This is a genomic window from Halococcus morrhuae DSM 1307, assembly GCF_000336695.1.
Lineage (GTDB): Archaea > Halobacteriota > Halobacteria > Halobacteriales > Halococcaceae > Halococcus > Halococcus morrhuae.
In genome coordinates this window covers 54911-81171 of record NZ_AOMC01000015.1, presented here as the reverse complement: position 1 = coordinate 81171, position 26261 = coordinate 54911, and the positions used below count along the sequence as shown (strand labels likewise).

General features: G+C 65.1%; 31 protein-coding genes. 10 read left to right on the top strand and 21 right to left on the bottom strand.

Annotation, left to right across the window (positions count from 1 at the left end; translation table 11 throughout):
* Positions 1-167: 167 nt before the first annotated feature.
* The 3 genes from C448_RS01105 to C448_RS01095 form a co-directional block, all read right to left on the bottom strand.
* Positions 168-866 (bottom strand): hypothetical protein, encoded by a 699-nt coding sequence (locus tag C448_RS01105; protein ID WP_004051282.1) that lies wholly within the window; start codon positions 864-866, stop codon positions 168-170.
* A 176-nt stretch (positions 867-1042) separates the two neighbouring features.
* The gene (locus C448_RS01100) at positions 1043-1603 is read right to left on the bottom strand and encodes a DUF1102 domain-containing protein (protein ID WP_004051281.1); all 561 of its coding nucleotides are present in this window, start codon (positions 1601-1603) and stop codon (positions 1043-1045) included.
* A 416-nt stretch (positions 1604-2019) separates the two neighbouring features.
* Positions 2020-2727, bottom strand: a complete 708-nt coding sequence (locus tag C448_RS01095) for a hypothetical protein (RefSeq protein ID WP_004051280.1) — start codon at positions 2725-2727, stop codon at positions 2020-2022.
* Positions 2728-3070: 343 nt separating this feature from the next.
* Here C448_RS01095 and C448_RS01090 point away from each other — a divergent pair, with 343 nt between their 5' ends.
* The 5 genes from C448_RS01090 (at position 3071) to C448_RS01070 (ending at position 7984) form a co-directional block, all read left to right on the top strand.
* Entirely contained in the window at positions 3071-3805 is a 735-nt protein-coding gene (locus C448_RS01090) for a DsbA family protein (RefSeq protein ID WP_004051279.1), read from the top strand.
* Between the two features lie 22 nt (positions 3806-3827).
* The gene (locus tag C448_RS01085) at positions 3828-4358 is read left to right on the top strand and encodes a hypothetical protein (protein WP_004051278.1); all 531 of its coding nucleotides are present in this window, start codon (positions 3828-3830) and stop codon (positions 4356-4358) included.
* Between the two features lies 1 nt (position 4359).
* Entirely contained in the window at positions 4360-5307 is a 948-nt protein-coding gene (locus C448_RS01080; protein WP_004051277.1) for a cytochrome c biogenesis CcdA family protein, read from the top strand.
* A 335-nt stretch (positions 5308-5642) separates the two neighbouring features.
* Complete coding sequence (locus C448_RS01075; RefSeq protein ID WP_004051276.1) at positions 5643-6362, top strand: DUF2270 domain-containing protein; 720 nt, start codon at positions 5643-5645, stop codon at positions 6360-6362.
* A 215-nt stretch (positions 6363-6577) separates the two neighbouring features.
* Complete coding sequence (locus tag C448_RS01070) at positions 6578-7984, top strand: FAD-dependent oxidoreductase (protein WP_004051275.1); 1407 nt, start codon at positions 6578-6580, stop codon at positions 7982-7984.
* An 18-nt stretch (positions 7985-8002) separates the two neighbouring features.
* Here C448_RS01070 and C448_RS01065 read toward each other — a convergent pair whose 3' ends face one another.
* The 3 genes from C448_RS01065 to C448_RS01055 are packed head-to-tail and all read right to left on the bottom strand — an operon-like array spanning position 8003 to position 11582.
* Positions 8003-9328, bottom strand: a complete 1326-nt coding sequence (locus C448_RS01065) for an ABC transporter ATP-binding protein (RefSeq protein WP_004051274.1) — start codon at positions 9326-9328, stop codon at positions 8003-8005.
* Positions 9325-10407 carry an ABC transporter ATP-binding protein gene (locus tag C448_RS01060; protein ID WP_004051273.1) on the bottom strand — a complete coding sequence of 361 codons (1083 nt, stop codon included), beginning with the start codon at positions 10405-10407 and terminating at the stop codon, positions 9325-9327. Before C448_RS01060 ends, C448_RS01065 begins: the two co-directional genes overlap by 4 nt.
* Positions 10404-11582: an ABC transporter permease gene (locus C448_RS01055; RefSeq protein WP_004051272.1), complete on the bottom strand. Its 1179-nt coding sequence runs from the start codon at positions 11580-11582 to the stop codon at positions 10404-10406. Before C448_RS01055 ends, C448_RS01060 begins: the two co-directional genes overlap by 4 nt.
* A 248-nt stretch (positions 11583-11830) precedes the next feature.
* Here C448_RS01055 and C448_RS01050 point away from each other — a divergent pair, with 248 nt between their 5' ends.
* Entirely contained in the window at positions 11831-12844 is a 1014-nt protein-coding gene (locus C448_RS01050; protein WP_004051271.1) for an ABC transporter permease, read from the top strand.
* 46 nt (positions 12845-12890) lie between these two features.
* Here C448_RS01050 and C448_RS01045 read toward each other — a convergent pair whose 3' ends face one another.
* From C448_RS01045 to C448_RS01035, 3 genes are all read right to left on the bottom strand, one after another.
* Complete coding sequence (locus tag C448_RS01045; protein ID WP_004051270.1) at positions 12891-13796, bottom strand: serine/threonine-protein kinase RIO2; 906 nt, start codon at positions 13794-13796, stop codon at positions 12891-12893.
* A 135-nt stretch (positions 13797-13931) separates the two neighbouring features.
* Entirely contained in the window at positions 13932-14360 is a 429-nt protein-coding gene (locus C448_RS01040; RefSeq protein ID WP_049915997.1) for a DoxX family protein, read from the bottom strand.
* An 82-nt stretch (positions 14361-14442) separates the two neighbouring features.
* Positions 14443-15411, bottom strand: a complete 969-nt coding sequence (locus tag C448_RS01035; protein ID WP_004051268.1) for an asparaginase — start codon at positions 15409-15411, stop codon at positions 14443-14445.
* 214 nt (positions 15412-15625) lie between these two features.
* Here C448_RS01035 and C448_RS01030 point away from each other — a divergent pair, with 214 nt between their 5' ends.
* Complete coding sequence (locus C448_RS01030; protein WP_004051267.1) at positions 15626-16096, top strand: DUF7384 family protein; 471 nt, start codon at positions 15626-15628, stop codon at positions 16094-16096.
* A gap of 1 nt (position 16097) precedes the next feature.
* On the opposite strand, the gene C448_RS01025 is transcribed toward C448_RS01030, so the two are convergent.
* The 12 genes from C448_RS01025 to C448_RS00970 form a co-directional block, all read right to left on the bottom strand.
* The gene (locus C448_RS01025; RefSeq protein WP_004051265.1) at positions 16098-16556 is read right to left on the bottom strand and encodes a GNAT family N-acetyltransferase; all 459 of its coding nucleotides are present in this window, start codon (positions 16554-16556) and stop codon (positions 16098-16100) included.
* A gap of 306 nt (positions 16557-16862) precedes the next feature.
* Complete coding sequence (locus tag C448_RS01020; RefSeq protein ID WP_004051263.1) at positions 16863-17495, bottom strand: non-canonical purine NTP pyrophosphatase; 633 nt, start codon at positions 17493-17495, stop codon at positions 16863-16865.
* Between the two features lie 45 nt (positions 17496-17540).
* Positions 17541-17816 carry a DUF5808 domain-containing protein gene (locus tag C448_RS01015; protein ID WP_004051262.1) on the bottom strand — a complete coding sequence of 92 codons (276 nt, stop codon included), beginning with the start codon at positions 17814-17816 and terminating at the stop codon, positions 17541-17543.
* Positions 17817-17848: 32 nt separating this feature from the next.
* On the bottom strand, positions 17849-19453 hold the full coding sequence (locus tag C448_RS01010; RefSeq protein WP_004051259.1) for a bifunctional N(6)-L-threonylcarbamoyladenine synthase/serine/threonine protein kinase: 1605 nt from the start codon (positions 19451-19453) through the stop codon (positions 17849-17851).
* Positions 19454-19510: 57 nt separating this feature from the next.
* Complete coding sequence (locus C448_RS01005) at positions 19511-19645, bottom strand: 30S ribosomal protein S27ae (RefSeq protein WP_004051257.1); 135 nt, start codon at positions 19643-19645, stop codon at positions 19511-19513.
* Positions 19645-19968, bottom strand: a complete 324-nt coding sequence (locus tag C448_RS01000) for a 30S ribosomal protein S24e (protein WP_004051255.1) — start codon at positions 19966-19968, stop codon at positions 19645-19647. The genes C448_RS01005 and C448_RS01000 overlap by 1 nt, the downstream gene beginning before the upstream one ends.
* An 83-nt stretch (positions 19969-20051) precedes the next feature.
* Positions 20052-20414, bottom strand: coding sequence for an NUDIX hydrolase (locus C448_RS00995; protein WP_004051253.1), 363 nt, complete (start codon positions 20412-20414; stop codon positions 20052-20054).
* Between the two features lie 352 nt (positions 20415-20766).
* Positions 20767-21333 carry a GTP-dependent dephospho-CoA kinase family protein gene (locus tag C448_RS00990; protein WP_004051251.1) on the bottom strand — a complete coding sequence of 189 codons (567 nt, stop codon included), beginning with the start codon at positions 21331-21333 and terminating at the stop codon, positions 20767-20769.
* Position 21334: 1 nt separating this feature from the next.
* On the bottom strand, positions 21335-21532 hold the full coding sequence (spt4, locus tag C448_RS00985; RefSeq protein WP_004051249.1) for a transcription elongation factor subunit Spt4: 198 nt from the start codon (positions 21530-21532) through the stop codon (positions 21335-21337).
* A 2-nt stretch (positions 21533-21534) separates the two neighbouring features.
* Positions 21535-22110: a DNA-directed RNA polymerase gene (locus tag C448_RS00980; RefSeq protein WP_004051246.1), complete on the bottom strand. Its 576-nt coding sequence runs from the start codon at positions 22108-22110 to the stop codon at positions 21535-21537.
* Positions 22110-22472 carry a PIN domain-containing protein gene (locus C448_RS00975; RefSeq protein WP_193363101.1) on the bottom strand — a complete coding sequence of 121 codons (363 nt, stop codon included), beginning with the start codon at positions 22470-22472 and terminating at the stop codon, positions 22110-22112. The genes C448_RS00980 and C448_RS00975 overlap by 1 nt, the downstream gene beginning before the upstream one ends.
* Positions 22473-22486: 14 nt before the next feature.
* Positions 22487-23731, bottom strand: coding sequence for a translation initiation factor IF-2 subunit gamma (locus C448_RS00970; protein ID WP_004051242.1), 1245 nt, complete (start codon positions 23729-23731; stop codon positions 22487-22489).
* A gap of 138 nt (positions 23732-23869) precedes the next feature.
* Between C448_RS00970 and C448_RS00965 the strand changes: the two genes are divergently transcribed.
* The 3 genes from C448_RS00965 to C448_RS00955 all read left to right on the top strand — a co-directional run bounded on the left by C448_RS00965 (position 23870) and on the right by C448_RS00955 (position 26221).
* Positions 23870-24400 (top strand): hypothetical protein, encoded by a 531-nt coding sequence (locus C448_RS00965; RefSeq protein ID WP_004051239.1) that lies wholly within the window; start codon positions 23870-23872, stop codon positions 24398-24400.
* A 99-nt stretch (positions 24401-24499) separates the two neighbouring features.
* Positions 24500-25441 (top strand): ferritin-like domain-containing protein, encoded by a 942-nt coding sequence (locus C448_RS00960; RefSeq protein ID WP_004051237.1) that lies wholly within the window; start codon positions 24500-24502, stop codon positions 25439-25441.
* Between the two features lie 96 nt (positions 25442-25537).
* Positions 25538-26221, top strand: coding sequence for a haloacid dehalogenase type II (locus C448_RS00955; RefSeq protein WP_004051235.1), 684 nt, complete (start codon positions 25538-25540; stop codon positions 26219-26221).
* The last annotated feature ends 40 nt before the right edge of the window (positions 26222-26261 follow it).

Here is a 26261-nt window from a genome sequence, read left to right as displayed (position 1 = left end):
TAACGTCGGAAACGTAGCGTTCGAGGCTATCGTCTTCGACCCACTCCGCGACGTTCTTCGGCAGGAGGTGTTGCTGATCTTGGTCGTATTGGATAAAGTTAGACGTCACGTGTGGATCCTTACGCTATACAGGAGTTTCCGCTAGATAAAATCTACGTCATGTGACCTCAGCACCCGTAGAATCTGATTTCCCTGCCGATGTTTCTTGGACAGGCTCTATCCTTATTATCGTTGACCGTCTCCTCGTTGTCGGACCACCCGTTACCGGCGTTCCCGCTTCGGGTGTTGCTGCCGTTGCCGCTCCCCACTCCACCATTGCCGTTACCGTTGTTCACGTTCTCGATGGAGTTGGCTTGTGACTTCTCGCTGGATTCGGTCCGAACTTCGACCGACTGGAGCAGGTTCTTGCCGGGCTCAACGCCGCGAGAGTCGATAAGCAGTCCGACGTGCAGCGACTGCCCGCCGGGTCGAAGCGTGACCGCTCCACCCTTGCTTTCGATGGGGTTGCCGTCGGATCCGACGAAGGTTACGGCCTTGCTGCCACCGGCGAACCAGACGCTCACGGGCTGTGCGCCTTTATTCGAGATCGTGAAGACGTTCTGGAATGAGGTTCGACTACCGGGATTGACACCGCGGCTGCCCTCGCCCATTGTCACCTGCAGCGCACCGTCCGAACCATAGGAAGCGAACTGTCCGTTGGGTCCCTCGGACTTTTCGAGTGCGAGAAATGCGGAGGCATCACCCGCGACGTTTACATCCGCTGACCGCTCGGCGCTCGTCGAACTGAACGCACCGGTGGCATGTACGGCGGCGAGCACCACCGCCAGCGCCAGCACTACAGTGCCGAGCTTGCGCGCCCGTTTCATGTTCGACCTCTTGCACGGAGCAGTGGCTCGATCCGCGGGCGTTCGGTCGTGGACAGGGGCGTTCTCGACATCGAGTCGGGATCGTGGTGTGTGGCGTCGAGCCGCGTTGATTCTCCCGTAAATTCTGGGTCGTCACGCGCCTCGCGTGGTCACGAGACGGTGATCGATCGTCGGGGTTAGCTCGGATCCTGTGGCTTGCCGTCAGCGCCGGGGGCCTGTCCGGAGTTGGGAGCTTTGGCGTGGACGGTGATGGCCTCGATGAGATTCCCTTGAGAGGCCCCAGAAGTGGTGTCGACCATGATACCGACCTTGACGGAGCTGCCGACGCCGAGGGAGCTGCCCGCCGATTCGAGGGAACTGGTCGGATCGCCACCCTTGTAGAAGGTCACGGCGTCGGAGCTGTCCTGGATACGGATATCGACCGACTGGCTGCCCTTGTTGGTGATCGTAAACACGTCGTCGAAGGAGGTCTTCGCACTCGGGTTGACGCCCTGGCCGTTGACCTTCGCATCGCCGTCGAGGTTCACCGCCAGCCGGCCGTTGTTGGTGGTGGCGTATTTCTGTCCGTTCGGTCCCGATCCCTGTTCGAGCGCGAGAAACGCCTCCTGGTCGCCAACGACTTCGACATCGGTGCTCCTGTCGGCCGTGACGCTGCTGAACGCGCCGGTGGCCATCACCATCGAGGCGGCGACCACCAGCGCGATCAGCGCGAGCAGTTTTCCTTGTGGCAAACGCATTGGTGTGTCTTGTCCCGCGACCGCTGGACGGCCGGCGGGGTACAGCTACCACCTCCAGCGCTATCCCCGTAGTATTGGGCCGCTTGATACACCATCACGCTCGGCTTGATATCCATCAAGCAGGGCTTGATAGCGGACAGAACCCAGTTTTTGACATAAAAACACGGCTGCAGCATCACTTTCCGAGGTGATCGTCAGCGCGAAACGACTGTAGACGGATGAAATGGCGGGATTGAGATTCTATTGGTTATCTAAACACCACTACTATCGAATCATTTATAAAGGGTATGGGTCGGGGCCGCTCGCTTGTGACGAAATCGAAAATCGATCTCGCTCGGATACGCCGAACAGTCATCCTGTCGGTCCGAAATCCCTTGCTGTGTCGGCTCAGTTAACGATCGCACTGTGTCCGCCGACTACGGCAATAGTGCTGTTCCGGCCGCAACCGCCCGGAAGGCATAGCCGAAGACGAAGACCGCGGGCACGGCCGCCGCGAGTGCGGCGCGCCCGAGACCGATCTCGTGGACCTCGCTTGTACCGACAACGAGTAGTGCTGCTCCGTACAGCGCGCAGGCGATCCTGAGCCCGGGGATCGGAACGCCAGCGAGCACGCAGGGGGCGCTTGCATAGGCGATGACCTGCACGGTTTCGCTGACGCCGGCGCGGTCGTCGTCGCCGAGTGGAAGTAGTATGAGCACTCCGGCCACTACTGCGAAGGGAAGTGCAGTCGGCGAAATAAGGCCGATGGCGATGAGGAGTACGAGAATGCCGAAAACGACCCGCTTGTCGTTGGCGAATGGAATGAGCGCGAGCGTCTCGATGGCTGCTGCGAGATGGAGAGCGAGCGGCGCGACGAACCCGACGGCGATGAGCAGTGCGAGCAGCCCCGAGGCGAGCCGCTGATCGGCGAGTACCGGATAGGAACCCGGAACGAGCGCGAAGCGGGTCGCCTCCTCGATGGCGACCACGACCATGACGAACGCGAGCCCGGGAGCCTGATCGCCCGGCGCGACCCCGGTGGCGAAAAACCGTCGTGGGCGCACCAGCACTTCGAGCCACGCCCGCGCGAGCGCTATCGGCCCCCTGTCACGCCCGCCGGTCGGGTTCTCGACCCACTGCGTCACGTCCTTTCATCGTCGCGTCCCGCCTATCCCGGTTTCGATGCGCCGGCCGGTTCGTGTTTCATCCTCGTTCGCACGTTGACGGGCTCAGCCAGGTGGCTATGGGACCACGCATCGTGGTAGCGATCCGTCAGCTCGGGGCGAAGAGCCCGCGTATTTACGTGATCGGCCACGACTAGGCGACCGTGAGCGTGGCTACCCCCGCCGTCGCGTTCGGTCGCTCCGACGACCGGCGCGCGGAGCGGTCCCCACGGCAACGAGCGGCGAACGAACCCACACGACACGGCCCGGCGAGCGATGGGTCCGTGATCGACAACGCGGCTCTGGCCTCGCCGCTCGTCCGATAATGGACGATTCGCGACTCACGCGACGGACGATACTCGGCGGTCTCGCGACGGTTGCCGTCGGCGGTGGCGTAGTGTACGGTGCCTCGACGCTCGATGCGGGTGGCTCCGGCGGCACCGCTGCGGCCGAGATGCACGCGACGACCGGGACGGGTGCCTACGATATCGAACTCGACGGCCAGCCGGTCATGGGAGCGCTCGATGCGCCGGTTTCGCTCTACTACTGGAGCGAGTATCAGTGTCCGTTCTGTGCACGCTTCGAGAGCGACACGCTGCCGAAACTCATCGAGAACCACGTCGTCACCGGCGACGTCCGCGTGATCTTCATCGAGTTCCCCTATCTCGGCGCGAACTCGATGACGGCCGCCGTGATGAACCAGTGTGTCTGGCGCGAAGTCGAGGGATCGAACCCCAATGCCTACTGGCGATGGCACTCGGCAGTCTTCGAGGCACAGGGGGAGGAGAACTCCGGGTGGGCCTCGAAGGCGAGCCTGCTCGACGTCACGCGCGATGTCGACGGCGTCTCGGCCGATGGCGTCGAACAGTATCTGACACGGAATCGCAACTCGATCGAGAAGAACATCGAGACGGATAGTCAGCGCGCACGCGCCCTCGACATCAGCGGCACGCCGGGGTTCATCGTCTACAATCGCCAGTCCGAAAAGGGCGGGAAGATCGTCGGCGCACAGCCGTACGATCAGTTCGAATCCGCCATCGAACAGGTGAAGAACTCGTGATCGATCGACGAGAGTGGAGAGCATGAGCGTCGAACGTTCGACCGGCGCTGACGGCGGCCTCGTGGCAGCGCTGTCCTTCCCGCTGACGACGAACCGCCGGGCGCTCGGTGCAGCGGTGGTTGCGGTCGTGACGTACGTCGGGCTCGTGTTGAGCTCGTTTCCCGCGTACTCCGCACAGATGCTCGGGGCCGATCTCGGCTATCTCGACGATGCGGTGCTCGCGTTGACGGCGAACACGTACGCCTCGATCGGCCCGTTCGGACTGGGGCTCGTCGTCGCCTACGCGGTGCTCACGGGCGTCGCGCTGACGAACGTGGCGACACAGCTCCGGCTGCAGGACGTCTCGGGCGTGCGCGACCTGCTCGGCGTCGTGCCGGGCCTGCTCGCCTCGGGCTGTGCGAGCTGCGGGGCGGGCGTGCTCGGCCTGTTGGGGTTTGCCGGCGCACTCGCCGCGATGCCGTTCGGCGGCAATCTCCTCCGACTGGCTGGGATCGTCCTGCTGCTCTTCTTCCTCGCACGTTCGGGCGATCCACGGAACTGTCGGGTGAGTTGAGATGGTCACGATCGACCAGCCGTCCCTACTGACGGCGGCGTACGCGGCGGGCGTGTTGATGTTCTTCGCACCGTGTAGCGTCGGCCTCCTGCCCGCGTATCTGACCTACTACTTCACCCACGACGACGGACCGCCTGCTTCCGCGAACCGGACCACGACGAACGGCGACTCGGGAAGTTTCGCGCGACAGCTGTTGCTCGCGAACGGCGTCCTGCTCTTTCTCGCCGGGGCGATCCCCTTGTTCTACATGGCGACGGCGGGGATCCGCCTGCTGTTGCCCGGTTACGAGATCGTCGTCCCGCTGGCGAAACTCGGCACTGGCAGCTATCTCCCGCCGGTGGCGGCGGTGTTCCTCGGCACGGGGCTGTCGGTCGTCGCGACCGGTCGCCGCGGCGCGATTCGTGGGCTCCGCATCGGTGGGATCGCCACCCTCGGCATCGTCCTGCTATACTTGCTCGTCGGCGGGATCGTGCTCGTCGTCGGTCAGTGGGTGCGCCCGTATCTCACGTCGCTCCAGCTGCTCGTCGGACCGTTGCTGGTGGCGCTCGGCATCGCCTACCGTTACGGTATCTCGCCGCTCCGCGCCATCGAACTCCCCGAGCGCGGCGAGGTGTCCGACTCGGAGTTCTTCACCTTCGGCCTGCTCTACGGCATCGGGAGCCTTGCCTGCAACCTCCCGGTGTTTCTGGGCGTCGTGCTCTCGTCGTTTTTCACGGGGAGTTTCCTCTCGGGACTGGCGGTCTTCGCCGCCTTCGCCGCCGGGATGGGAACGCTGATGGTCGGGTTGAGTGTCGTCGCCAGTCTCATGGAGGGGTCGCTCTCGCTCGGGCGCTACGCTGCCCCGGTCCGGACGGTCGGCAGCGCCGCGTTCGTGCTTATCGGGCTGTACGTCACTTGGTACACGTTGCGCTCGCTCGGCTATCTCCCGGATGGTGCACTCCTCGGCTAGCCGCCGACTGATTGGCTGGGAACCTGTCGTTCACACGACTAGTTGTCGAGCCCGTACGTCACTTGCGACCATGCATCTCTGTCCCACTCGTGCACGAATAGTTGATGACGATCCTCATTATCGACCCGATATCGCTACGCGCGCTCCATCGTATGGCAAGTCTTATCCGGAACAGTTCGATAGGGCGACGCACCGATCGAACCGAACTACCGGCGACGCGATGTTCGATACCGATTACGTGATTGACCGATGACGACGAACCACGAGCGACACGCGAACCGATGGCGTGACGGGACACTGACCGATCGCGACCGATCGTCGACGGGGTGGGATCCGTGAGCAGGAGCGAGCCGTTCGATCCGACCGGCGAGAGCGAGCGCCACATCGGCCGCGGGATGTTCGAGGAGGGGATGGGTCCCGGTTCGTCGATGGCCCATCTCTACCGTGGGGAAGTCCACCGGATGACGTTCTGGCGTGAGCGCCTCGATCGCACCACCAACTGGGCGGTCACGATCATGGCGGCGATCCTGACCTGGACGTTCACGAGCGACAACCCTCACTACATCCTCCTCGTTGGTATGGTGATGCTGACGGTCTTCCTCGTGATCGAGGCCCGCCGCTACCGTGGCTACGACCTCTGGCGCTCGCGCGTGCGCCTGTTACAGGCGAACGTCTTCGCGAACGCGCTCGATCCCTCGCAGGAGATCGACGATCCCCACTGGCGGCGCGAACTCAGCGAGGACTACCGCACACCACGCATCAAGATCTCCTTCGAGGAAGCGCTCGCCCACCGGCTCCGCCGCATCTACCTCCCCTTGTTGACTGTCCTGCTCGTCGCCTGGCTGGTCCGCATCACCGCGTTCATGCACGGGACGCCGTGGCCCGCCAGCGCGTCGATCGGAGACGTTCCAGGACTCGCTGTGAGTGCCGCCGTCGCCGTCTTCTTCGTCGGCGCAACGTTGGTCGCATGCCGGCCGCGCACGTGGCAGGCCAACGGTGAGCTCCGACTCACCGACGTCGACGTCTGGAGCGACGCCGACGGCCACCACGACTGATCACGCCGGTCGGCTGGGCCGCTCGACCGAAATCCACGGCCATCACCGGTCCGTAACGGTGGGTTCACCCCCTTGTCTGACCAGCAGCATACTATCGAACGGAAACAGCTGGAAAATATCACTATGAAGGGACACTCATTGCAGTGGGCTTCTGTACTTGGATCGTTAGATGTCTCTGCCCGACAGTATATACTGTCCGCCGCCGAATCTCTCGTGTGAGCACGTTCGTCATCATCGGTGGCGATGCGGCCGGCATGTCCGCGGCAAGCAAGGCCAAACGCGACGATCCCGATCTCGATGTAATCGTTTTCGAGGCCGGTGAGTGGGTCTCCTATGGTGCCTGTGGCCTTCCTTACTACGTCAAGGGCGAGATACAGTCCTTGGAGGACCTCGTCTCGATCACGCCCGAGGAGTTCCGCGAACAGCGCGATATCGACCTCCGGATGAGCCACGAGGTCGTCGCCATCGACCCGAACGATCGGACTGTCACTGCTCGTGGGGAGAGCGAGGTCGTCGTTGAGTATGACCACCTGCTCGTTTCGACCGGTGCCGCGGCCGTCGAACCCCCGATCGATGGTCTCGACAGGGATGGCGTCTACACGCTCAGCTCGATGTCCGACGGTAAGGATCTCCGTGAGTACGTCGGCCGGGCACGAACCGAGGGAACCCTCAACCAGCCTGACAGCGGGCCAGCCTGTCGATTTCTCGACGACTGTAACGGTCCCGTCGGCATCGTCGGCGGCGGTTATATCGGTATCGAGATGGCCGAGGCGCTGGCCGGCAACGGCTTCGAGGTACATCTGTTCCAGCGTGGCGAGCGCATCCTGAAGTCGTTCAGCGAGGCGACGAGTGACGCGATCCTCGATCATCTCGGCGAGCAGGACGTCGCGGTGAACCTGAACGCGGAAGTCGAAGCACTCGCTGGTGGTGATGGGGTCGAAGCGGTCGTGACCGTCGACGGACGAACGCCCGTCGAGATGGTGCTTGTTGGGACCGGTGTCAGCCCGCGTACCGATCTCGCCGAGGACGCCGGCATCGAACTGGGCGCGACGGGCGCTATCGCAGCTGATGCCTACCGGGAGACGAGCCACCCTGACATTTACGCGGCGGGCGACTGCGCGGAGGCCGAACATGTCGTCACCGGTGAACCGGCGTACGTTCCGCTCGCGTTGACGGCCAACCGACACGGCCGAGCGGTCGGTCGAACGGTCGCGGGCACACCGACCGAAGGCGGCGGTATCGCGGGGACGGCAGCCGTCAAGGCCTTTGATCGGGAAGCTGCCCGGACAGGTGTTCTTGATCATCAAAGGGCTCGTCGCGTCGGATTCGATCCCATCACCGAGACTATCGACGCGAAATCGCGCGCCGGCTACTATCCCGGTGGGAGCACGGTCGGGGTGACACTCACCGCCGATCGCGATTCCGGGCGCGTGCTCGGTGGCAGCCTCGTCGCCGAATACGGCGAGGGTGCGGTCCATCGGAGCCATGCGCTCGTCGGTGCCGTCACCGAGGGCATCGGTCTCGGCGAACTCTCGAACTACGATCTCGCGTACGCGCCGCCGTTCAACACGACATGGGATCCCGTCCTAACGGCTGCGAAGGTGCTCGACGGTAATCGTTGAGGCAGGCGAGGACGATCATCATCCGTTCTGCTGCCCGGAGAGCACTGACTCGGCCGTGGACGACTCGCCGCCCACATCGTGGAGATGACACGCCGCTCGGTGTCCGGCCTCGGTTTCTTCGAGCGCGGGCTGTTCTCGGCAACAGATCGTCGCGAACGATTCGTTGAGGCGTTCTTCGGCAGTCGCCAGCTCGCCGGCGACGATCTCCGCGAGCGCAGCCGACAGCACCTGCTCGGCGTTCGCGTCGTGCAGTTCGTCCGGGATGTCGTGAGCCGCACGGATCGCCGTTCGCAGCTCCGCCCCCGATATTTCGTCGGCGTGTTCGGCATCCCCTTCGGTGACGAGTCGTGTGCGGAGCCGCTCGGTATCGAGCGTCCGATTCCGGAGCGCAATTCGGAGATCCAGTATGCCGCGCCACACCTGCTGATCGAAGTCGTAGTCCGGCGGCTGAATCACTGCGGGACAGCGGGTGTGAAATCGACAGCCCGGCGGCGGATCCGCCGGATCGGGCACCGTGCCCGAAAGCTCCGCACGCTCGCCACGCCTGGTGGGGTCTGGCGTCGTCATCGACGCGAGCAACGCACGGGTGTAGGGATGCTGTGGATCGGCGAAGACTGCCTCGGTCGGTCCCCGTTCGACGATCTCGCCGAGATACATCACCGCGACGCGGTCGCAGACGTCGCGCACCACGCTCATGTCGTGGCTGATCAGCAGGATCGAGAGCCCGAACGTCGTCTGAAGGCGTTCGATGAGCGCGAGGATCTCGGCTTCGACGGAGACGTCGAGCGCCGACACCGGCTCGTCGGCGACCAACAGCTCCGGGTTCGACACCAGCGCCCGCGCGAGCGCGACCCGCTGTTTCTGCCCACCGGAGAGTTCGTGCGGATAGCGGTCGTAGTCGTCAGCCGAGAGACCGACCTCGGCGAGCATCGTTTCGACGAGGCTCCGGCGGCGATCATGGTCACGCAATCCGTGGAGTGCCAGCGGCTCGGCCACGGATTCGCCGATCGACAGCCGTGGGTCGAAGCTCGACGTCGGGTCCTGGAATATTATCCCCGTCCGCCGGCGGAAGCGCTTGCGTTCGTCGTCCGTCTGGTTGCCGACGATCTCGCCGTCGAACCGGATCTCGCCATCGGTGGGCGGTTCGAGTCGCAGCAGACTCCGTGCAGCAGTGGATTTTCCACAGCCGGATTCGCCGACGAGACCGAGCGTCTCGCCGCGGCGTATATCGAAACTGATCCCATCGACCGCGCGTACGCGGCCGACCTCGCGGGCCAACAGCCCCTCGGTGATCGGGTAGTGTTTCGTGAGATCATGAACCGAAAGGAGAGTGTCATCGCTCATCGGTTTCCTCCTTCCGTCGCGTGTCCGCCATCGGTTTGCTGTTTCGACTGTTCGCTCGGTTGCGCCGCGCGGTCGGCTGCGCTCTCCTGTACCACCTCTGTGTCGTGGTCTTCGTCGTAGAACACGCAGGCAGCACGATGCGTTTCGTTGTTGTTGGCGGGTTCGAGGGCCGGTTGCTCGCCGCCGATACAATCCTCGACGGCATGGGGGCAGCGTGGATGGAACCGACAGCCGGTCGGCGGGTCGGTCGGGTTCGGGAACCCCCCGCCGATCGTCTCCCGGCGTTCGCCACGTCCCGGCAGACAGCGCAGTAGCGCTTGAGTGTAGGGATGAGCTGGCGTCTCGAACACGTCGTGGACGTCGCCCCGTTCCATCACCTTTCCCGCATACATGACGACCACGCGGTCGGCCATCTCGGCGACGACGCCGAGGTCGTGGGTGACGAACAGGATCGCCATGTCACGCTCGGCCTTGATATCGTTCAAGAGATCAAGGATGCTTGCCTGGGTCGTCACGTCGAGCGCCGTCGTCGGCTCGTCGGCGATCAATAGATCCGGTTCGGCGGCGAGCGCCATCGCGATGACGACGCGCTGTTTCATTCCGCCGGAGAATTCGTGGGGGTATTCGTCGAAGCGCACCGCCGCCTCCGGGATGCCGACCCGGTCGAGCAGTTCGATCCCGCGCTCGCGGGCGGCACGCTTCGAGACGTCCCGATGGAGGCGGATGGCTTCGACGAGTTGCGCACCGACGGAGTAGACGGGGTCGAGTGCACCCTGTGGGTTCTGGAAGACGTGCGCGATACGCTTACCGCGCACGTCCGAGAGCTGTCCGGGCGAGCAGTCCGTGAGGTCGCGTCCATCGAAGTCGATTCGCCCGCCGACGAGCTTGCCGGGCGGCATCGGCAGCAGTTTGGTGATCGATTCACAGGCAACGGTCTTGCCGGAGCCGCTCTCGCCGACCAGACAGACGGTCTCGCCCCGTTCGACCGCGAAGCTCACCCCATCGACCGCCAGCACCGTGCCGTCGCTCGTCTCGAAGTGGGTTCGGAGATCGTTCACCGAGAGGAGTGGTTCGTTCATGCGTTCCCCCGTGGGTCGAGCGTGTCCCGGAGCGCGTCGCCGACGACGCTGAACGAGAACACGGTGATAACCAGAAACGCCAGTGGGAACGCCCACACCCACCACAGTTCCATGTTCAGATCGGTGAGCATCTGCCCCCACGACGGGACGTTCTCGTCGCCCAGCACGACGATGAACGAGATGGCCGCCTCGGTGAGGATCAACAGCGGGATCTGACGCGTCGTGGCCGTGAGAACAGTACTAGAGACGTTCGGCAGGATGTGTCTGCGGATGATCTGCAACCGGCTCGCGCCCGCGCTCTCGGCAGCGGTGATGTAGAGTTCCTCACGGCGCTGGGTGACTTCGCTGCGGACCAAGCGGGCGACACCACCCCAACTGAGCAGTCCGAACACGAGAACGATGAGAAACAGGCTCTGGCCGAAGACGAATCCGAGGACGATATAGACGAGAAACGCCGGCACCGTCTGCTGAATATCGACGTAACGCATCAACACGTCGTCGACCCAGCCGCCGAAGTAGCCCGCGACGGTGCCGACGGCCGTCGCAATCGGCACCATGAGCATCGACGTGACGAGCGCGACGAGCAGACTCACGCCCATCCCGGCCACGACCAGTTCCAGTACGCTCTGGCCGACCGAATTGGTGCCGAACGGGAACTGGAGACTGCCGTGACAGTACTGCTGGACCGCCGTTCCGGTCACGTCGCCGGCGCAGTTGATCGCGACCGTCCCCGCCTCGACGGTGGCAAACAGCGCCGGCTGTTTGGCGTACTGGATGTTCGTCGTCGGGCGATCGAGCACGAGCAGGCTGGCCGTCCCGAGAACGAAGAAGACGGCCAGATAGGCCGCACACGCGACAGCGAGCCTGTTCCGGCGAAATCGTCGCCAGTACTGCATCGTTCGGTCGCGGTTGCGGACGGCCGGAACGACGATGGCGAAGGCGAAGACGACCAGCGAGAGGACGAACAGCCAGTCGAGCCGCGAGGGGGCGTACCACGCACCGATCGACAGATCGTAGCCGGTGAACCGATCGTAGAGAAACAGCAGCGCGAGCAGTCCGAGCGCGACGAGAAAGCCGCCGGTTCGTCGTCCGACCACCGGTCGTTCCTCGCCCAACTCCTCCCAATCGATGGCATCGAACTGGGCGTCGATGCTCGCATCGGAATCGACCGCCATGCTACTTGTTTCCGATGTTCGCTTCCACGGTAGTATAAGCTTTCAGGATGTCATACAGAATCTGATACGACTGAATGAGGCCTGAAAACTTATGTCACGCCGGAGCATGGTCGGCAGCAGCATCGAAGGATGTACCGTCCAGCACTTTCCACACACGGTTTGCGATCGAGCCGACGACGGTATCCACTTGGCTTGCAGCGCCGCCAGCAAACTGTCCTACACCCGACGACGAGCGGTGGTGAAGCAGCGTGAGTCGTCGCTGGCAGATCACCCGCCGGGCGGTGTTCGCCGTGCTCGCTGCGTTTTTCGTCGTCTCGCTGGTCTTCGCGTTCGTCGCGGCCACGTCTGACCCCTACACCGGACAGCTCGCGCGGTCGGCCGCCGAGGAATCCGCGGAGGAAGACATTCCGGTGAAACAGACGGATGCATGGGAGCGATTGGTCGAATACAGGCAGCAGCGCAACCTCGACGAGCCGGTCGGCGAGCGCTACGTCGACTGGTTGGGCGACGTTGTGACTCTCGACCTCGGGACGGCGTTCGGGACGACGAGGACGGGGACGATGTTCGGACAGTCCTATTCCGAGGGCACACCGGTCACTTCGTTGGTGATGAGCGCGGTGTCGCGCACGCTGTCATATCTCGTTCCGGCGATCGTGTTCTCGGTCGTCGTCGGCATCAGCATTGGCGTCTACACGGCGACGCGCCAGCACACGCTCGTCGACAGACTCGGGACGAGCGTCGCCCACCTTGGATTTAGCCTGCCGAATTTCTGGCTCGCGGAGGTCGTAGTGCTCTCCGGTATCGGTGTGGGCGGGTTGCTATCGGGCGCGCCGGGACGGACGAACGGGTTTCTCTATACGGTGGTGTTTCCGGCCGCGGTGTTGGGAACGAGCCTCCTCGCCGGACAGCTCCGATACGCGCGTGCCCAGTCGCTCGAATACATCGACGCGGAGTTCATCAAACTCGTTCGGGCGAAGGGCGCGGGAAGCCGACGAGTCGCTCGGCATCTGCTGCGAAACGCGGCCGTCCCGTTGCTGTCGCTGTTTTTCGCGGATATGCTCGGGATCGTCGTCCTGAACGTCTTCGTCATCGAGTATGTTTTCGGAATTCAGGGTCTCGGCGGATTGAGCCTCGTCGCCATTCAGTCACGGGACATGCCAGTGATCCTCGGCACCACGCTGGTGATCGTGCTCGTCGGCGTGCTCGGCAATTTCGTGCAGGACATCGTCTCCCTCGTTGTCGACCCACGAGTGGCCGAATGATCGTCGCCTGCCGGCAACCGACACAATTGCTATCGTCGCATGGAGTTTATGAATCCTTCTCTAGGCTTTCGAACGTCCCCTCGATGATGTCGTCGGCGATCCGTTCGGCGTCGACGGACGGCATGGCGCTCGGATATTTCCGCGTGAAGTAGCCGAGCAGGTTCTCGACGTCGCGTTCGAGGAACTCGGTCGCGTTCGCGTGATCGGTCGGGACGGCCTGTGGCCAGTCGAAGACGGTCACGCCGTCGTCCGCGACGAAGACGTTGTACTCGCTCATGTCGGCGTGGACGTAACCCGCCTCGTAGGCCGTCGCGACCTCCTGCAACACGAGATCACAGACGCCAGCTGCCTGCTCGGCGTCGAGTGCCGCCGCCGAGAGCTCGACGCCGGCGAGTTTCTCCATGATGATCGCGTGGCGGTTCTGGTCGACCGGTCTGGGGACCGACACCTCGGGATAGAGCGTTTCGAGCGCGTCGTACTCGCGTTCGGCGGCTTTGCGGGCGGTGTACATCCAGGAGACGTGCTCGCGGTCGGCGGTGTACTCGCGCTCTTTCATCACTTCCCTGAAATTGGTGTAGCCTTCGCGATGGAACTTGAGCGCGAACGGCGTGTAGGAGGCGACCTCGTACACGTCGCTTTCCTTGCCGACGCCGAGCGGTGCACCCATCCCCTCGATGGTGCCGCGCTCGGCGAACGTGTGGAGCGCGAGCGCGTCGTAGCCCTCGAAGGTGAGCTTGTAGCCCTCGTACTGGATGGTCCGGCGTTCGAGCAACCCCCGATCGGCACAGCGATCGAGATGATAGTCGACGTTCTCCGGCGTGAGATCGGCGAAGTCGGGCAGTTTCCCCCGGTTGACCCACTCGCTGAAACGCATCCCCTGCTCGACGCCGGAGAGGAGATAGAAGTCCTCCGTGTCGAGATCGGCCATCTCGCTTGCGACGTTGCGCACCATCGGTCGCCCTTGGCCTGCCGCGGGTAAAAGCGCCGTGCGACCCAGACATAAATCCTATACTGCAATACTGAATGGCGATCCACATCGATGGGCGATCGTTCGGACGATCATGAACGGTTGAAAACTACTCCACTCTCACTCGCTCGTCTCAGAGGTCGAACGCGTGTACCACCACGCCCAGAGCATCAGGACCCCTTGGAGCGGGAGTCGAATCCACAGTGCCGCTCGCGCGATCCCCTCAATCCGGTCGGGCATCGCATCGGTCGCCACGTCGCTCGTCGCCATGTGGACGTTCGCCGGGAAGACCGCAACTAACAGCGCGATGATCCCCCACGCGGAGCGACGCCGTGTCCGCTGGATCAGAACGCCGCTTCCGAGGCCGATCTCGGCGATCCCGGAGAGATAGACGAGCGCGACCGGTTTGGGAAATCGCGGCGGGACGACTCGCGCGTAGACCTTCGGTGCGACGAAATGCAGGACGCCCGCACCGATGTAGAGGAGCCCCATCACGTAGCGGAGCGGTCGTTTGCGGCCGTTCGGACCGTCGTCGGTAGCAGTGCTCACACCGGTGGTGGGGAGTGCTCGACGAAAACAGTATCCCTCCTCGATCGACACGTTCGGGCCACCCCGCTCTCGCCGACTTCTTTCACCGCTCCGGTCGCTCGAACAGTTCGTCCAGCGCGTCGGCGGCCAGCCCGACGACGGTCGCGATGCGCGTCTTCTGGAGATTCCGTGTCGCGTAGTAGATCCCGAGTTCCTGGAGCGTCCGCTCGCTTCCCTCGAAGCCGTAGGTCTCTCGCGCGAGTCGCCCCTCGGGACATCGGCTCGTGGCGACCAGCGGGACGCCCGCATCGCGGAGCCTCTCCAGCGCGGGAACGATCGTCGCCGGGATGTGGCCCGCGCCGGTCGTCGCGAGACAGAGCCCGGCGGCTTCCTCGGCGCAGTCGAGCTGTGCCACGGGCATCTCCGCCGTGACGGTCACGGCGTGGACGTCGTTCGTCAGCGACTCGTCGGCGATGTCGAAAACCGGCGTGTCCCCCGCGATAGCGCGATGCCAGACGACGCGGCTCTTGTCGACGGTCGCGAGCGGGCCGAACTCGGGCGAGCGAAAGCTATCGAGCGCCATCGTGTTCGTCTTCGTCACGTCCCGCGCGGTGTGGACGCGATCGTCGAGACAGACCAGCACGCCACGGTCGCGTGCACCATTGCTCGCCGCCGTGCGAACGCTCGCCAGCAGGTTCCCCGGCCCGTCGGGGCTCGCGAGCGACGGATTTCGCATCGCGCCCGTCAGCACGACCGGCGTCTCGCCGCCGTAAGTCAGATCCAGGAAGTATGCCGTCTCTTCGAGAATATCGGTGCCGTGCGTGACGACGATGCCGTCGATCGACGGGTCGGCGTCGTACTCGGCACACAGCGCCGACAGCGTCTGCATCCGGTCGATCGTCAGGTGCGGGCTCGGTACGTTCGCGAACTCGTGGGTCCGTACGTCGGCGATCGATCCCAGCTCCGGGATTGATCTGACGAGCTCCTCGCCGGTCAGATCGGGCGCGGCAGCGCCGTCGGCTGCCTCGGTCGAGGCGATCGTGCCGCCAGTCGAGATGACGACGATGCTCATGCTCTCCCGCTCGCCCGTCGTGGCAATAGTCGTTCCGGGCCGCGGGTCCGGACGAACACCGAATCGAGCGCAAGCCGTTTTGCCGACGGCGATCGGAGTTCTCCTATGACCGACTCGTGGGAGAAACTGTTCGAGCGCGCCAGCGAACATGACGTGACGATCGATACAATCCAGAGCGCGCTCGCCGAGCAGCGGACGAACGAGGAGCGCCGCGGTGGATGAACCCGATCCGGCGCGCGTCGTCGCGGACGCCGACGTGCTCGCGGCCGACCTCCTCCGCGATGGGGACGCTCGCAACGCCCTGGATCTCGTGCGCGCGCATTCCTGGATCTCGCTCGTCGCGAGCGATCCGCTGCTCACCGACGCCCACGCTGTCATCGTGCATCTCGCCGATCCAGCCCTCGCCGACGACTGGCGCGAGCGCATCGACGATCTCCGTGTGCGTGTCGATCACCCGCCTGAGGATCAGCCGGCACTCGCCTCGGCGGCAGCGGGCGACGCCGCCCACCTGCTCTCGTTCGACGAGTCGCTTCGCACGGCCGAGACCGGCGTCCGCATCCGCGAGCACGTCGCCACGAGCGTCAAGCATCCCGCCGGGTTCTGTGGGTTGTTCGACCCCGAAACGCTCTACCCCACTATCGTCGACGGGGACTACCCTGGTCCGGATCGCGACCCGCGCGCGTGAGCTACAACTCCTTTTCCATCTCGACGACGGCCAATCCGCCCGGGCTTTCACCCTCGCCGACCTGCTCGTAGCCCGCTCGCTCGTAGAACCTGACGGCGTTCATCGACGATTGGAGGGCGAGTCCGGTGCAGCCGTGACCGCGGGCATACCCCTCCAACTCGGCGAGCAGCGCACTCCCGACGCCGCGACGTGCATAGTTGGGGTGGACGTAGACGGCGTGAACCTCCTGTACATCGAGAACGAGGTGGCCGAAGCCAGCGACCGCACCCTTTCTGACGGCAACGGTGAAATGCTCGCCAGCGGCGTCGACCGAGTAGTCCTCCGGCGAGCGTTCGTCGGCTCCTGCCCATTCGTCCACCTGTTCTTCAGCGTAGCCGTCGGGACCGAATGCCTCCACGGCAGCTGTGTGGAGCTCCGCCAACGCGGTGCGGTCCGTTCGGGTTGCGGGGCGGACGTACATATCTCCAATTGCGGCTGCAGATGATCAAACCGAACGGTCGTGCAGATTCGATCTGCACGACACACCATGATAACGCGGTGGTGCGAGAGCGGGGGCGGCGTGAGCGAAGCGAGCGCCATTCGAAGCGACTCGCGCGAGGGATGACTGAGCGAACGAAGTGAGCGAAGGAGTCGATTGGGGAATCAGTCAATAATTGAACCTTTCTTCCTTTCAGGGGACATTCGCTTCGCTCACGGGCGGAGCCCGTTCGCACGGCTCGTGGGACCAACGGTCCCACGGTGCTCCCCGTTCGCTCTCCGGCGGCCCTCACTCCGTTCGCGCCGCCTGTCGTTCGTGATACCACTCGCCGAACTTCGCCAACGCACGCCCGCGATGGGAGATGGCGTTCTTCTCGTCGACAGCCATCTCGGCCATCGTCGTCCCTTCGTGCTCGAAGATCGGATCGTAGCCGAACCCGCCCTCGCCGCGCGGCGGGACGATCCGCCCGCGAACGGTGCCCGAAAAGAGCTTCACGGGCAGCCCTGAGTCGCTCTCATCGTCTTCGTCGCCCGCAGCCGCCAACGCACGGTCGTCTCGATCGACCGGGTCGGGGCTCGCCGCGAACTCCTTGCCGTCGCAGTAGGCGAGCACACAGCGGAAGGCCGCCCGTCGGTTTTCTTCGTGGGCGACGAGTTCTTGGACACGCTCGATACCGAGGGTGTCCTCGACGTACGATGAGTAGGGGCCAGGAAACCCGTCTAGAACGTCGACGAACAGTCCGGCATCGTCGACGAGGATCGGTTCGTCCGCCTCGCGGTAGGCCTCGCGCGCGCCGTGGGCGGCGATCGCGCCGAGGTCGTCGCTCTGGATCTCGGTGTAGTCGAAGTCGAACTGCTCGCAGGCCATGTAGTCGCGCGCCTCGCGGACCTTCCCCTCGTTGGTCGTCACGTACTGGAGCATGGCCGCTCTCGGCGAGTCACGGAAAAGTAGCCGTCGGTCCGGCTTTCAGTCGACGATGACTTCGACCGGCTCTTCCTCCTCGTCCTCGTAGCTCTCGCTCTCGCCGCGGTTCTCCTGGACGAGCAGGACGGCCACGACCGCGAGTGCGACCCACGACCGCCAGTTGGCGAGATTGAGGGTGTAGCCGACGCCGAACGGCTTCTTCACCAGCATCTCCTCGTCGGGCTGCCAGTACGCCGACAGCATCCGCCCGAGGCTCGGGCGCTCGAAGTTGTACGGGACGCCGAATATCTCGCCGGACGGTGGTCGTTCGTCTGCCATGCCCTGCCCTACGACCGCCCCCGTTAAGTGATTTACTGGTAGCGCCCGCGTCCCTCGATCGCGCGAAGTCGCTCTTGCACGTCGTCGTCACCCACCTCGGCGTACGCAGTCTCGAACGCCTCGCGGAGCGACTCGGGATCGGCTGCCGTGCCCGCGAGCGACTGCTCGAAGACGTGGCAGTCCATCGCGTGGTCCTCGACGTCGTCGGTGTAGTGGCCGAGCCCGAAATCGATGAGATGGGTCCGATCGTCGCCAGAATCGCTCACGCGGACGTTCCGCGTCGTCGGATCGCCGTGGGCGATACCCGCCTCGTGCAGCGTCGCGAGATGACTGGCGACGTCGCGCACGCAACTCGTCCCCTCTTTCGAGTCGAGCACCGCCCGGAGGTCGCTCTCGCCGACGTACTCGACGGTCAACTCCGTTTCTGCCGTGTCGACGTCCAGGACGAGCGGCGTCGGCACCCCCTGCCGGCGCGCGTCGCTCGTGAGACGCGCTTCGAGCACGACGCGCTCGCGGCGCAGTCGCTCGTCGAGCGTCGGGTGGCGATACGACTTCGGCAGGCGGCGCTTTCGCACACGCTCGCCATCGATCTCGACCAGCGCTTCGGCCCCCTGCAACGTGTCCTCGGTCGAGCGTTCGCCCCACTGTACCTCCGTCTCTTCGCGCCACGTCACGGGCACCTGATCGGGGCGGAACCCGGAATCGACCCGCGAATCTGCGACCGCGATCGTATCGCCCGCCGCGAGCATCTTCGCGCCGAGCACGGCGATCATCCCGGCGTTGTCGCGCAGGAAACGCGCCTCCGGCGCGAAGAAATCGACGCCGCGGGCCTCGCACATCTCGCCGAGCATCGCCTGTAATCGCTGGTTCTGCCCGACTCCGCCCCCGAGGACGAGCTCGGCGCTCGACGTCAGCGAGAGCGCCCGCTCGGCCACCTCGGCGAGCATCGCGAACGTCGTCTCCTGCAGGGAGAAACAGACGTCCTCAATCCGCGTCCCGTCATCGACGGCCTCCTTGGCAGCGCTCATGATGCCCGAAAACGAGAAATCCATCCCGGTGACGACGTAGGGGAGTTCGGCGTACTCGCCGTCGCGGGCGGCGCGCTCGATCTTCGGCCCGCCGGGATGCGACCAGTCGACGTGGCGGGTGAACTTGTCGAGCGCGTTGCCGATCCCGGTGTCCATCGTCTCGCCGAGCACGCGATAGCGGTCGTTCCGGAAGGCCAGGACGTGGGCGTTCGCGCCGCTGGCGTTCAGACAGACGGGCGAATCGAAGCCCGATCGATGCCGACCGATCTCGGCGTGGGCGAGCATGTGGTTCACGCCGACGAGCGGCACGTCGAGCGAGAGCGCGAGCGCGCGGGCGGCCGTCCCCGCGATGCGCAGACACGGACCGAGACCGGGCCCGCGCGAGAAGGCGACGGCGTCGATCGAATCGGCTCCGTCGAGAACGTCCTCGACGACCGCCGGGATCGCCTCGCGCATGTGTTCGGCCGCCTCGCGCGGGTGAAGGCCGCCGCTGTCGGGCTGGTAGGCGTCAGAACTGATCGATACCTCGTCGGTCTCGGTGTCGTAGAGCGCCGCGCTCGCCGCCCACGCGGTGCCCTCGATGCCGAGGACGACCGTTCCGTCGCTCACGGCTTCGTCGCCGGTCGCGTTTTTACCGCGCGGTTCGCCTCGGTCCGGTCCATCGCCTCAGTCCCACTCGGTGTAGCCACAGCGCCCGCAGTGCACGCGGTCGTCGTGGGCGGCGAGAAAGGCGTCGCCACAGCGGGGGCACTGCTCGCGGTCGGTCGAGCCGTCCTCGTCGTAGAGCTCGTGGCGGGCCATCAGGCTTCCTCCGCCTCGGCGCTCGCCTCGTCGTCCTCCTCGTCGACGCCGATCTTGTTGCGTTCGAGCATGTAGGTCTGCTCGACCTCGCGAGCGTCGTCGGCGGAGTCGTAGACCTTCGCGTAGCCGAGCGTTTTGCGCATCCCGAACGCCGTGTCGAGCTCGTGGATGACGACCTCTTCGGCGTCCTTGTTGAGGCGCGCAGCGAGACTGTCGCGCACGGAGAGCCGCGACGGCGTCTCCTCGTCGTGGATGAGCTCGAAGCGCACGTCGGTCCGATGGAGCATGGGATTTTCCTCCTCTCGGGTGATTTCGATATCCATGTTGGTCAACAGTCCTCCTGTCGCAGCCAAAAGGATTTCGAGTCACGGAGCCGACGCCAGGGTTCGTTGCGTCGCCTCGCGTTTCAGTCCACGAACAGTCGGATGTCGTTCAGCACGTCGTTGTCCGGCTCGTCGGGTAGATCGAGCGTCGCTGTGTCGCGCCACGTCGGCATCCACTCCTGTCCCGACTCTGCTGGGATGTCGCCATCTCCGTCGGGCGACGCAGCGACGACGACATCGTAGCCCGTCGTCTCTTCGCCCGTCTCGGATCGGTAGGTGTGGTGGCGCACTCGGTGCACACCGTCGACGGTGACTGCAACACCGGTCGAATCCGTGACTGTCGCCCGCGTGGTCGCTACCCATCCGTCCGACGGAGCCACCTTCCCGTAGGGCAGCGTCGGATACGGTGCGTCCTCGTGTTCTAGGAGGAGCAGCCGGCCATCCACGTCGCCAGCTGGGAACCTCGTCGTCCGTCCACGCGCGGAGGAAATGGCCGAGGCCACCGCCGACCATGCCCAACCCGATCAGATACGCGTAAAACAGCACGTCGTAATTCGAGCCTGCGGACCCAAACGTCGCTTCGAGCATATCGAAGCCCACGATGAGGAAGTAGCCGGGGATTTGAACGGGTTGAAATTCGACGAATGCCAGCCCATACAGCCCGACGACGACCGTCGTCGCGACCACGAGGTCACGGACGAACGAAACGGACCGACGACGGTTCATACAACCAATAGTTCGACGGTGAACAAAACGATTTCCCCGATCGGATGTACTCGTGGGCGCTCGAACGCTCCGTCAGAACCCGCCGAGCGCGTCCTGCACCGCCTCGTCGCCGTCCATCTTCGCGAGCAGTTCACGTGCATGCGTCCGTGTCTCCGAATCGACTGGGACGTGGACCATCCCCTCGCCGGGTTGGCCGTAGACGACGCTCGCGCCGTCGGGGGCGACCGCGAGTACGGGGACGGTCGCCAGGTCTTCCTCGCCGTCGACGACGATGACTGTTTTTTCGTCCCGCTCGATACCGCAGCCGAGCGCGCGCAGGAGGGCTGCCGAGAGTCCTGCCGCCGGGTTCTCGACGTCGATGCGCCCGCCGTAGCCCGTGATATCTGGTTTTTCGCTCTCGGAGAGGGCTTCGCGCTCGGTCACCCAGTCCAGAATCGCGAGGTCGGGGCGCACGCCGGCTTGGGTGAGGTGGCGAGTGACGACGTCGCCGACCGCGATCACCGGCTCGCCGAGATCGGGACGGAGGCGGTTCGCGTCGGTGTGGATCGGGCCGAGGGGGTCTTTGAACGCGCCGCGGAGCTCGTCGGGCAGCGTGAGCAACACGTCGAGGTCGTCCGATCCGCCCTCGCCGCCGGCCACGCTAGCGCACCTTCAGCGCGTAGCGACCGGGCTCGGTGACCTGCATCTCGCTCGCGATCTCGCTGGTTTCGGGGTGGGAGATGACCACGTAGCCCGCCCAGTCCTCGGTCAGACTCGACGACCCGCAGGCCGGACAGGTCTGCTGGTCGGGCGAGTCGAGCACGCGATGGCATTCGCGACAGACGCGTCTGGTCGCCATGCTCACTCACCCGCCGCCGCGGGTTCGCGCTCCTCGCGGAGCCAGCCGTGTTTTCCGAGCCCGACCTGTTTCGCCGTGAGACCGATCTTCGAGTCCCGGGGGTTGCGCTCGTCGATGCTCTTGGTGACGATGCGTGCCCGCACGGAATCACCGACGCCGAGGGTCTGGTCCGACTCGCGCGAGGCGAGCATCTGGCCGTCCTCGTCGTAGGCGAGATACTCGTCGCTGATCTGTGAGACGTGGAGCAGGCCGTCGATCGGGCCGATCCCGACGAACGCGCCGAAGTTGACGATCTCGACGACCTCGCCGTCGATGACCTCCTGCATCTGCGGGTCGAAGGTGACGGCGTCGAACTCCGCCTCGTAGTAGACCGACCCCTCGTGGTCGCGCCGGCCGGGCGGTACGCGCCCGTCGCCGATGTCGTGGACCTCGGTGACGCTGACGATGCTGCCGACCTCCTCGTCCAGTCGCCCTTCGAGCTTGTCCTGCAACAGTCGTTTCACCATCCCCGCGGAGACGTCCGCGAGCAGCTGTGGCGGTACCTCCACCGTATCCGTAAGTCTAACTCGTTTGTACATTATGGCTCCGTGATCGCTAGCGTGTTTTCACCGCGCAGTCCGATGACCGGCACACCTCGTTCGAGCACCCGCTCGCGCAGCGGGCGGTCGTTCGTACAGACCAGCTCGCAGCGCTCGCCGGCGAGTTCGACGCAGGCGTCGTCGGCCTCGGTCGCCTCGTGTTCGACCGGCCGACAGCGCTCGCTCAGATCGCGCCCGACGCTCGCCGCGACGGCCTCCTCGCCGTGGCTCCCCGAAAGCGCGTCGAGCTCGTCGAGCACCGCCCGCGGCACGAGGAGTTCGGGCGTGGTGAGCAGCCGATCGAGCTCATCGAAGACGCGCATGTCGCATTCGACGGGCATCATCAGCGCGTTCGTGTCCATGAGCACCCTCTCGTTCATTCGGTCAGCGTGCCGACGCCGATGAGTCGCCAGCGCGCTCCGACCCGGCGGTTGATCGCGATGCTCGCGCCGGCGGCCGCACACACCGGCCGCTTGAGCGCGACCTCGCACTCGTCGTCGCGCGCGCTCGTGACCGAGCCGACCGTCGTGGCGGTCCCAACGGTCAACATCAGCGGCTCGCCGGTCGAAACGGGCTCGACGTCCGTGCTCTCCCCGTCGTCGCTGCTGGCGACGATGCGATCGAGCAACGAGACCTCCATCGTGAACGTCTCGCGCGTCGGCGGGAGCGTCCCCGGCGGACCGGCGATCCGCCCGGCGAGCCCGTCGCCCTTCGTCAGGCTCGGATCGAGCCCGGTGCCGACCCCCAACAGTCCGCCTGGCGTCACGCTCTCGGCGGATTCGTCGCCGGCCTGAAGCGAGCGCACGTCGGTCGTGATCGGCTGCCACTCGGTCTGGCCACCGTGTTCGACCTCGCGACCCGGTCGGAGCTCGATCTCCTCGTCCGGGGTGAGCTCGCCGGCGACGAGACTACCACCGAGCACGCCGCCGAGCAGTTCGTCGGCGCGCGTTCCCGGACGGTTGATGTCGAAGCTGCGGGCGACGTGCAGCCGTGCGTCGGCGTCCGGATCGCGCTCGGGCGTCGGGATCTCCTCCTCGATGGCCTGGATCAGCAGGTCCATGTTGACCTCCTGGCCGGCGCTCACGGGGACGACGGGTGCGTCCTCGGCCACCGTTCCGGCGACGAACTCCTGGATCTCCTCGTAGTTCGTGCGCGCGCGATCGTTATCGACGAGATCGACCTTGTTCTGGGCGATCACGATGTTGTCGATGCCGATCGAGTCGAGCGCCATCAGGTGTTCCTGCGTCTGGGCCTGTGGGACGGTCTCGGTCGCGCTCACGACGAGCACCGCGCCGTCCATGATCGACGCGCCCGAGAGCATCGTCGCCATCAGCGTCTCGTGGCCCGGTGCGTCGACGAACGACACCGTTCTGAGGGGCTCGCTCTCCGTGCCGTCCGGGCATTCTTCCGCAACGGTGTATCGTTCGGGCGCGTCCATGTCGGGACACTCCCGGAAGGTCGCGTCGGCGTAGCCGAGCCGGATGGAGATGCCGCGTTTCATCTCCTCGGAGTGCTGGTCGGTCCACGAGCCGCTCAACGCCTGCACGAGCGTCGTCTTGCCGTGGTCGACGTGGCCGACCAGCCCGATGTTCACCTCCGGTTGTTGGTGGTTCCGTGTCATCTCGAAAGTAATAGGACAACTACGCCCCGAGTCGTTCATAAACCTGCTGTTCCATATATCACGGCCGCCGTTCGACGCCGGACGGATCATCCATCACCGGGGAAACGGTTATGTTTCGCGCTCCGTAACCGTAATTTCATGTCGGACCCGTCGGGCCGCGAGCGGGCGATGGCTGCTCTCGGAACGCTGTCGAGCGTCCTCGCGCCGCTGCTCGTGCTCGCGGTGTTCGCCGTCGCCGCGATCGCGGTCGCGGTGTTCGTCTTCGACCCGCTCATGTTTCAGGCCGCGGCCGGCTCGCCGGGTAGCGTCGTCGCCGACGAGGCGAGCGTCTTCGAATCGACGACCAGCGCCGCCGGCTGTACGCCCAACGCGAGCGACAACGCCTCCATCGAGGGTTATCGCCTGCTCGGCGCGCGTCACCTGGAGATCACCGGCAACGTGAGCCTGCCGGACGCCGCCGATCGGCTCACCGAGCCGACGATCACCAGGCGCTCGCCGGGGACGTTCGTACTCTCGATCGATCACCGGGGGGCCGACGCCGCCAACCGAAGCTGTCGCGGGCTGGCGCGCTACACTGCGAAAGTCCAACTCCCCTACGGCGTGACCGACTACGAGTTCGTCGTCCGCCACGGCACGAACCGTACTCTCCGGGTCATCGAGCGCTCCTGACGGGCCCCATCGACTCGGCACGAATTTGGGTCCGAATCAGGAAAATACTCATATGTGTTATCCATCTGGGTAGTGGTGTGCGAAAGCACGGAGCATACCATGACCGATGACGCCACCACCGACACGGGTCGTACAGTACGGGACGACGAGGAGTTCGATCGTAACGAAACCGCCACAACCGACGGCGAGAGCGGTCCACTCGGCCGTATCGGCGACGAACTCCGCTCGCGGCGGAACTTCCTCTCGAACACCGCGAAAGTCGGAGCCGGTGCCGCTGCCCTCGGTGCGCTCGGGAGCGGCACCGCGGCGGCTGCCCACGGCGAACAGCCCTACTCCGATTCGGACTACGAGGACGCCAACGAGTTCGGCTACGGCGCGCTCACCGACGTTCAAATTGTGAAGTTCGCGCTGATCCTCGAACGGCTCGAAGCCACGTTCTACACCGAGGCGGTCGGCACCGCGCCGGTCGGCAAGATGGGGACGGAGGGCAACGGTAACGGCGGCCAGCTCGGCGAGCACGACATCGAACGCTCGGATATCGCCGCGCAGTTCGCCAACCCCTCCCGACGCTACTCCACCTTCCAGCGCTTCCAGCAGATCCGCGACCACGAGCAGGCTCACGTCAAAGCGCTCGAAGGTGTGCTCAAGGAGGTCGGCAGCAATCCGGACTTCGCCAGCGACCTCGAGTTCGAGTTCCCCTACGAGGGCACCGTCGAGTTCGTCGGCCTCGCGCAGGCGCTCGAAGACACCGGTGCCGGAGCCTACACCGGCGCTGCGCCGGCCGTCGACACCGAAGAGTATCTCGCGGCGGCCGCACAGATCCACGGGGTCGAGAACCGTCACGCGAGCTACCTTCGGGTGCTCAACAGTCCGTTGCCGGCTGGCTCGGGCGCGCGCAACCCGTTCCCCGAGGCCTTCCAGCCGCGATTGAGTGTGCAGGAGGTCGTCGACCGCGCTGCACCGTTCATCAAGGGCGTCGACAGCCTCGATCAGGTCACGGAACTGCTCGGTGGCTACGCGAAGGACGTCACCGACGACTGATCCGCCGGGGACGCTAGCCGCTCGATCGACCCGCTGACGCCCGCTCACCACTTTTTCGCTGCAAGCGTTGAAGATCCGTGACCGACTGGCTCGTGTATGGCTCTCGATCCTGACCAGGTCACAACCGTGACCTTCGATTCGTACAGCACGCTCGTCGACGTCGAGAGCGTCGAGCACGCGCTCGCCGAGCACGTCGCGAACCCGGAACCGGTGTCGACGCTCTGGCGCGAGCGCTCGCTGGCCTACACGTTCGTCGCCGGCGATCTCGACACCTACCAGCCCTTCTACGAGATCCTGCGTGACGCGTTGTCGGCCGCACTCGCCGCTCACGATATCGATCTCACCGAGGACGAACGCGAGGCGATCCTCGAAACCTACCACAACCTCGATGTGTTCGACGACGTACGCGACGGCATCGAGCGGCTCAACGACGGCGGCTACGACTGCTACGTGGTCTCGAACGGGAACCCGGCGATGCTCGATTCGATGGTCGAGAGCGCCACCATCGGTGACCTCGTCGCGGACACGGTGAGTGCCGACGAGATTCGCACGTTCAAACCCGATGTCTCGCTCTATCGCCACGCGGCCGAGCGCACCGACACGCCGATCGACGAGATCGCTCACGTCTCGGCGGGCTGGTTCGATGTCCAGGGAGCCGAACACGCCGGCATGCACGGTGTCTGGATCGACCGCGACGACCAGCCGTGGGAACCGTTCGACGGCGATCCCGACCTCACGATCGAGAGCATCCACGATCTCGCCGCGGGGCTCGGGGTCTGAATCGTCGTGAGCGCGACGCTTTTGCCCCATCGGCCGCTAT

Bases quoted from the DNA above. Each gene is read 5' to 3' on its own strand.
- C448_RS01105 (WP_004051282.1), bottom strand. From the start codon at position 866: ATGAAACGGGCGCGCAAGCTCGGCACTGTAGTGCTGGCGCTGGCGGTG.
- C448_RS01085 (WP_004051278.1), top strand. From the start codon at position 3,828: ATGAGCGTCGAACGTTCGACCGGCGCTGACGGCGGCCTCGTGGCAGCG.
- C448_RS01005 (WP_004051257.1), bottom strand. From the start codon at position 19,645: ATGGCCCGCCACGAGCTCTACGACGAGGACGGCTCGACCGACCGCGAG.
- C448_RS01025 (WP_004051265.1), bottom strand. From the start codon at position 16,556: ATGTACGTCCGCCCCGCAACCCGAACGGACCGCACCGCGTTGGCGGAG.
- C448_RS01020 (WP_004051263.1), bottom strand. From the start codon at position 17,495: ATGCTCCAGTACGTGACGACCAACGAGGGGAAGGTCCGCGAGGCGCGC.
- C448_RS01035 (WP_004051268.1), bottom strand. From the start codon at position 15,411: ATGAGCATCGTCGTCATCTCGACTGGCGGCACGATCGCCTCGACCGAG.
- C448_RS01100 (WP_004051281.1), bottom strand. From the start codon at position 1,603: ATGCGTTTGCCACAAGGAAAACTGCTCGCGCTGATCGCGCTGGTGGTC.
- C448_RS01065 (WP_004051274.1), bottom strand. From the start codon at position 9,328: ATGAGCGATGACACTCTCCTTTCGGTTCATGATCTCACGAAACACTAC.
- C448_RS00955 (WP_004051235.1), top strand. From the start codon at position 25,538: ATGGCTCTCGATCCTGACCAGGTCACAACCGTGACCTTCGATTCGTAC.
- C448_RS01080 (WP_004051277.1), top strand. From the start codon at position 4,360: ATGGTCACGATCGACCAGCCGTCCCTACTGACGGCGGCGTACGCGGCG.
- C448_RS00980 (WP_004051246.1), bottom strand. From the start codon at position 22,110: ATGTACAAACGAGTTAGACTTACGGATACGGTGGAGGTACCGCCACAG.
- C448_RS00975 (WP_193363101.1), bottom strand. From the start codon at position 22,472: ATGGACACGAACGCGCTGATGATGCCCGTCGAATGCGACATGCGCGTC.
- C448_RS01090 (WP_004051279.1), top strand. From the start codon at position 3,071: ATGGACGATTCGCGACTCACGCGACGGACGATACTCGGCGGTCTCGCG.
- C448_RS00960 (WP_004051237.1), top strand. From the start codon at position 24,500: ATGACCGATGACGCCACCACCGACACGGGTCGTACAGTACGGGACGAC.
- C448_RS01015 (WP_004051262.1), bottom strand. From the start codon at position 17,816: ATGGCAGACGAACGACCACCGTCCGGCGAGATATTCGGCGTCCCGTAC.
- C448_RS00970 (WP_004051242.1), bottom strand. From the start codon at position 23,731: ATGACACGGAACCACCAACAACCGGAGGTGAACATCGGGCTGGTCGGC.
- C448_RS01055 (WP_004051272.1), bottom strand. From the start codon at position 11,582: ATGGCGGTCGATTCCGATGCGAGCATCGACGCCCAGTTCGATGCCATC.
- C448_RS01060 (WP_004051273.1), bottom strand. From the start codon at position 10,407: ATGAACGAACCACTCCTCTCGGTGAACGATCTCCGAACCCACTTCGAG.
- C448_RS01000 (WP_004051255.1), bottom strand. From the start codon at position 19,968: ATGGATATCGAAATCACCCGAGAGGAGGAAAATCCCATGCTCCATCGG.
- C448_RS00965 (WP_004051239.1), top strand. From the start codon at position 23,870: ATGTCGGACCCGTCGGGCCGCGAGCGGGCGATGGCTGCTCTCGGAACG.
- spt4 (WP_004051249.1), bottom strand. From the start codon at position 21,532: ATGGCGACCAGACGCGTCTGTCGCGAATGCCATCGCGTGCTCGACTCG.
- C448_RS01045 (WP_004051270.1), bottom strand. From the start codon at position 13,796: ATGGTGCGCAACGTCGCAAGCGAGATGGCCGATCTCGACACGGAGGAC.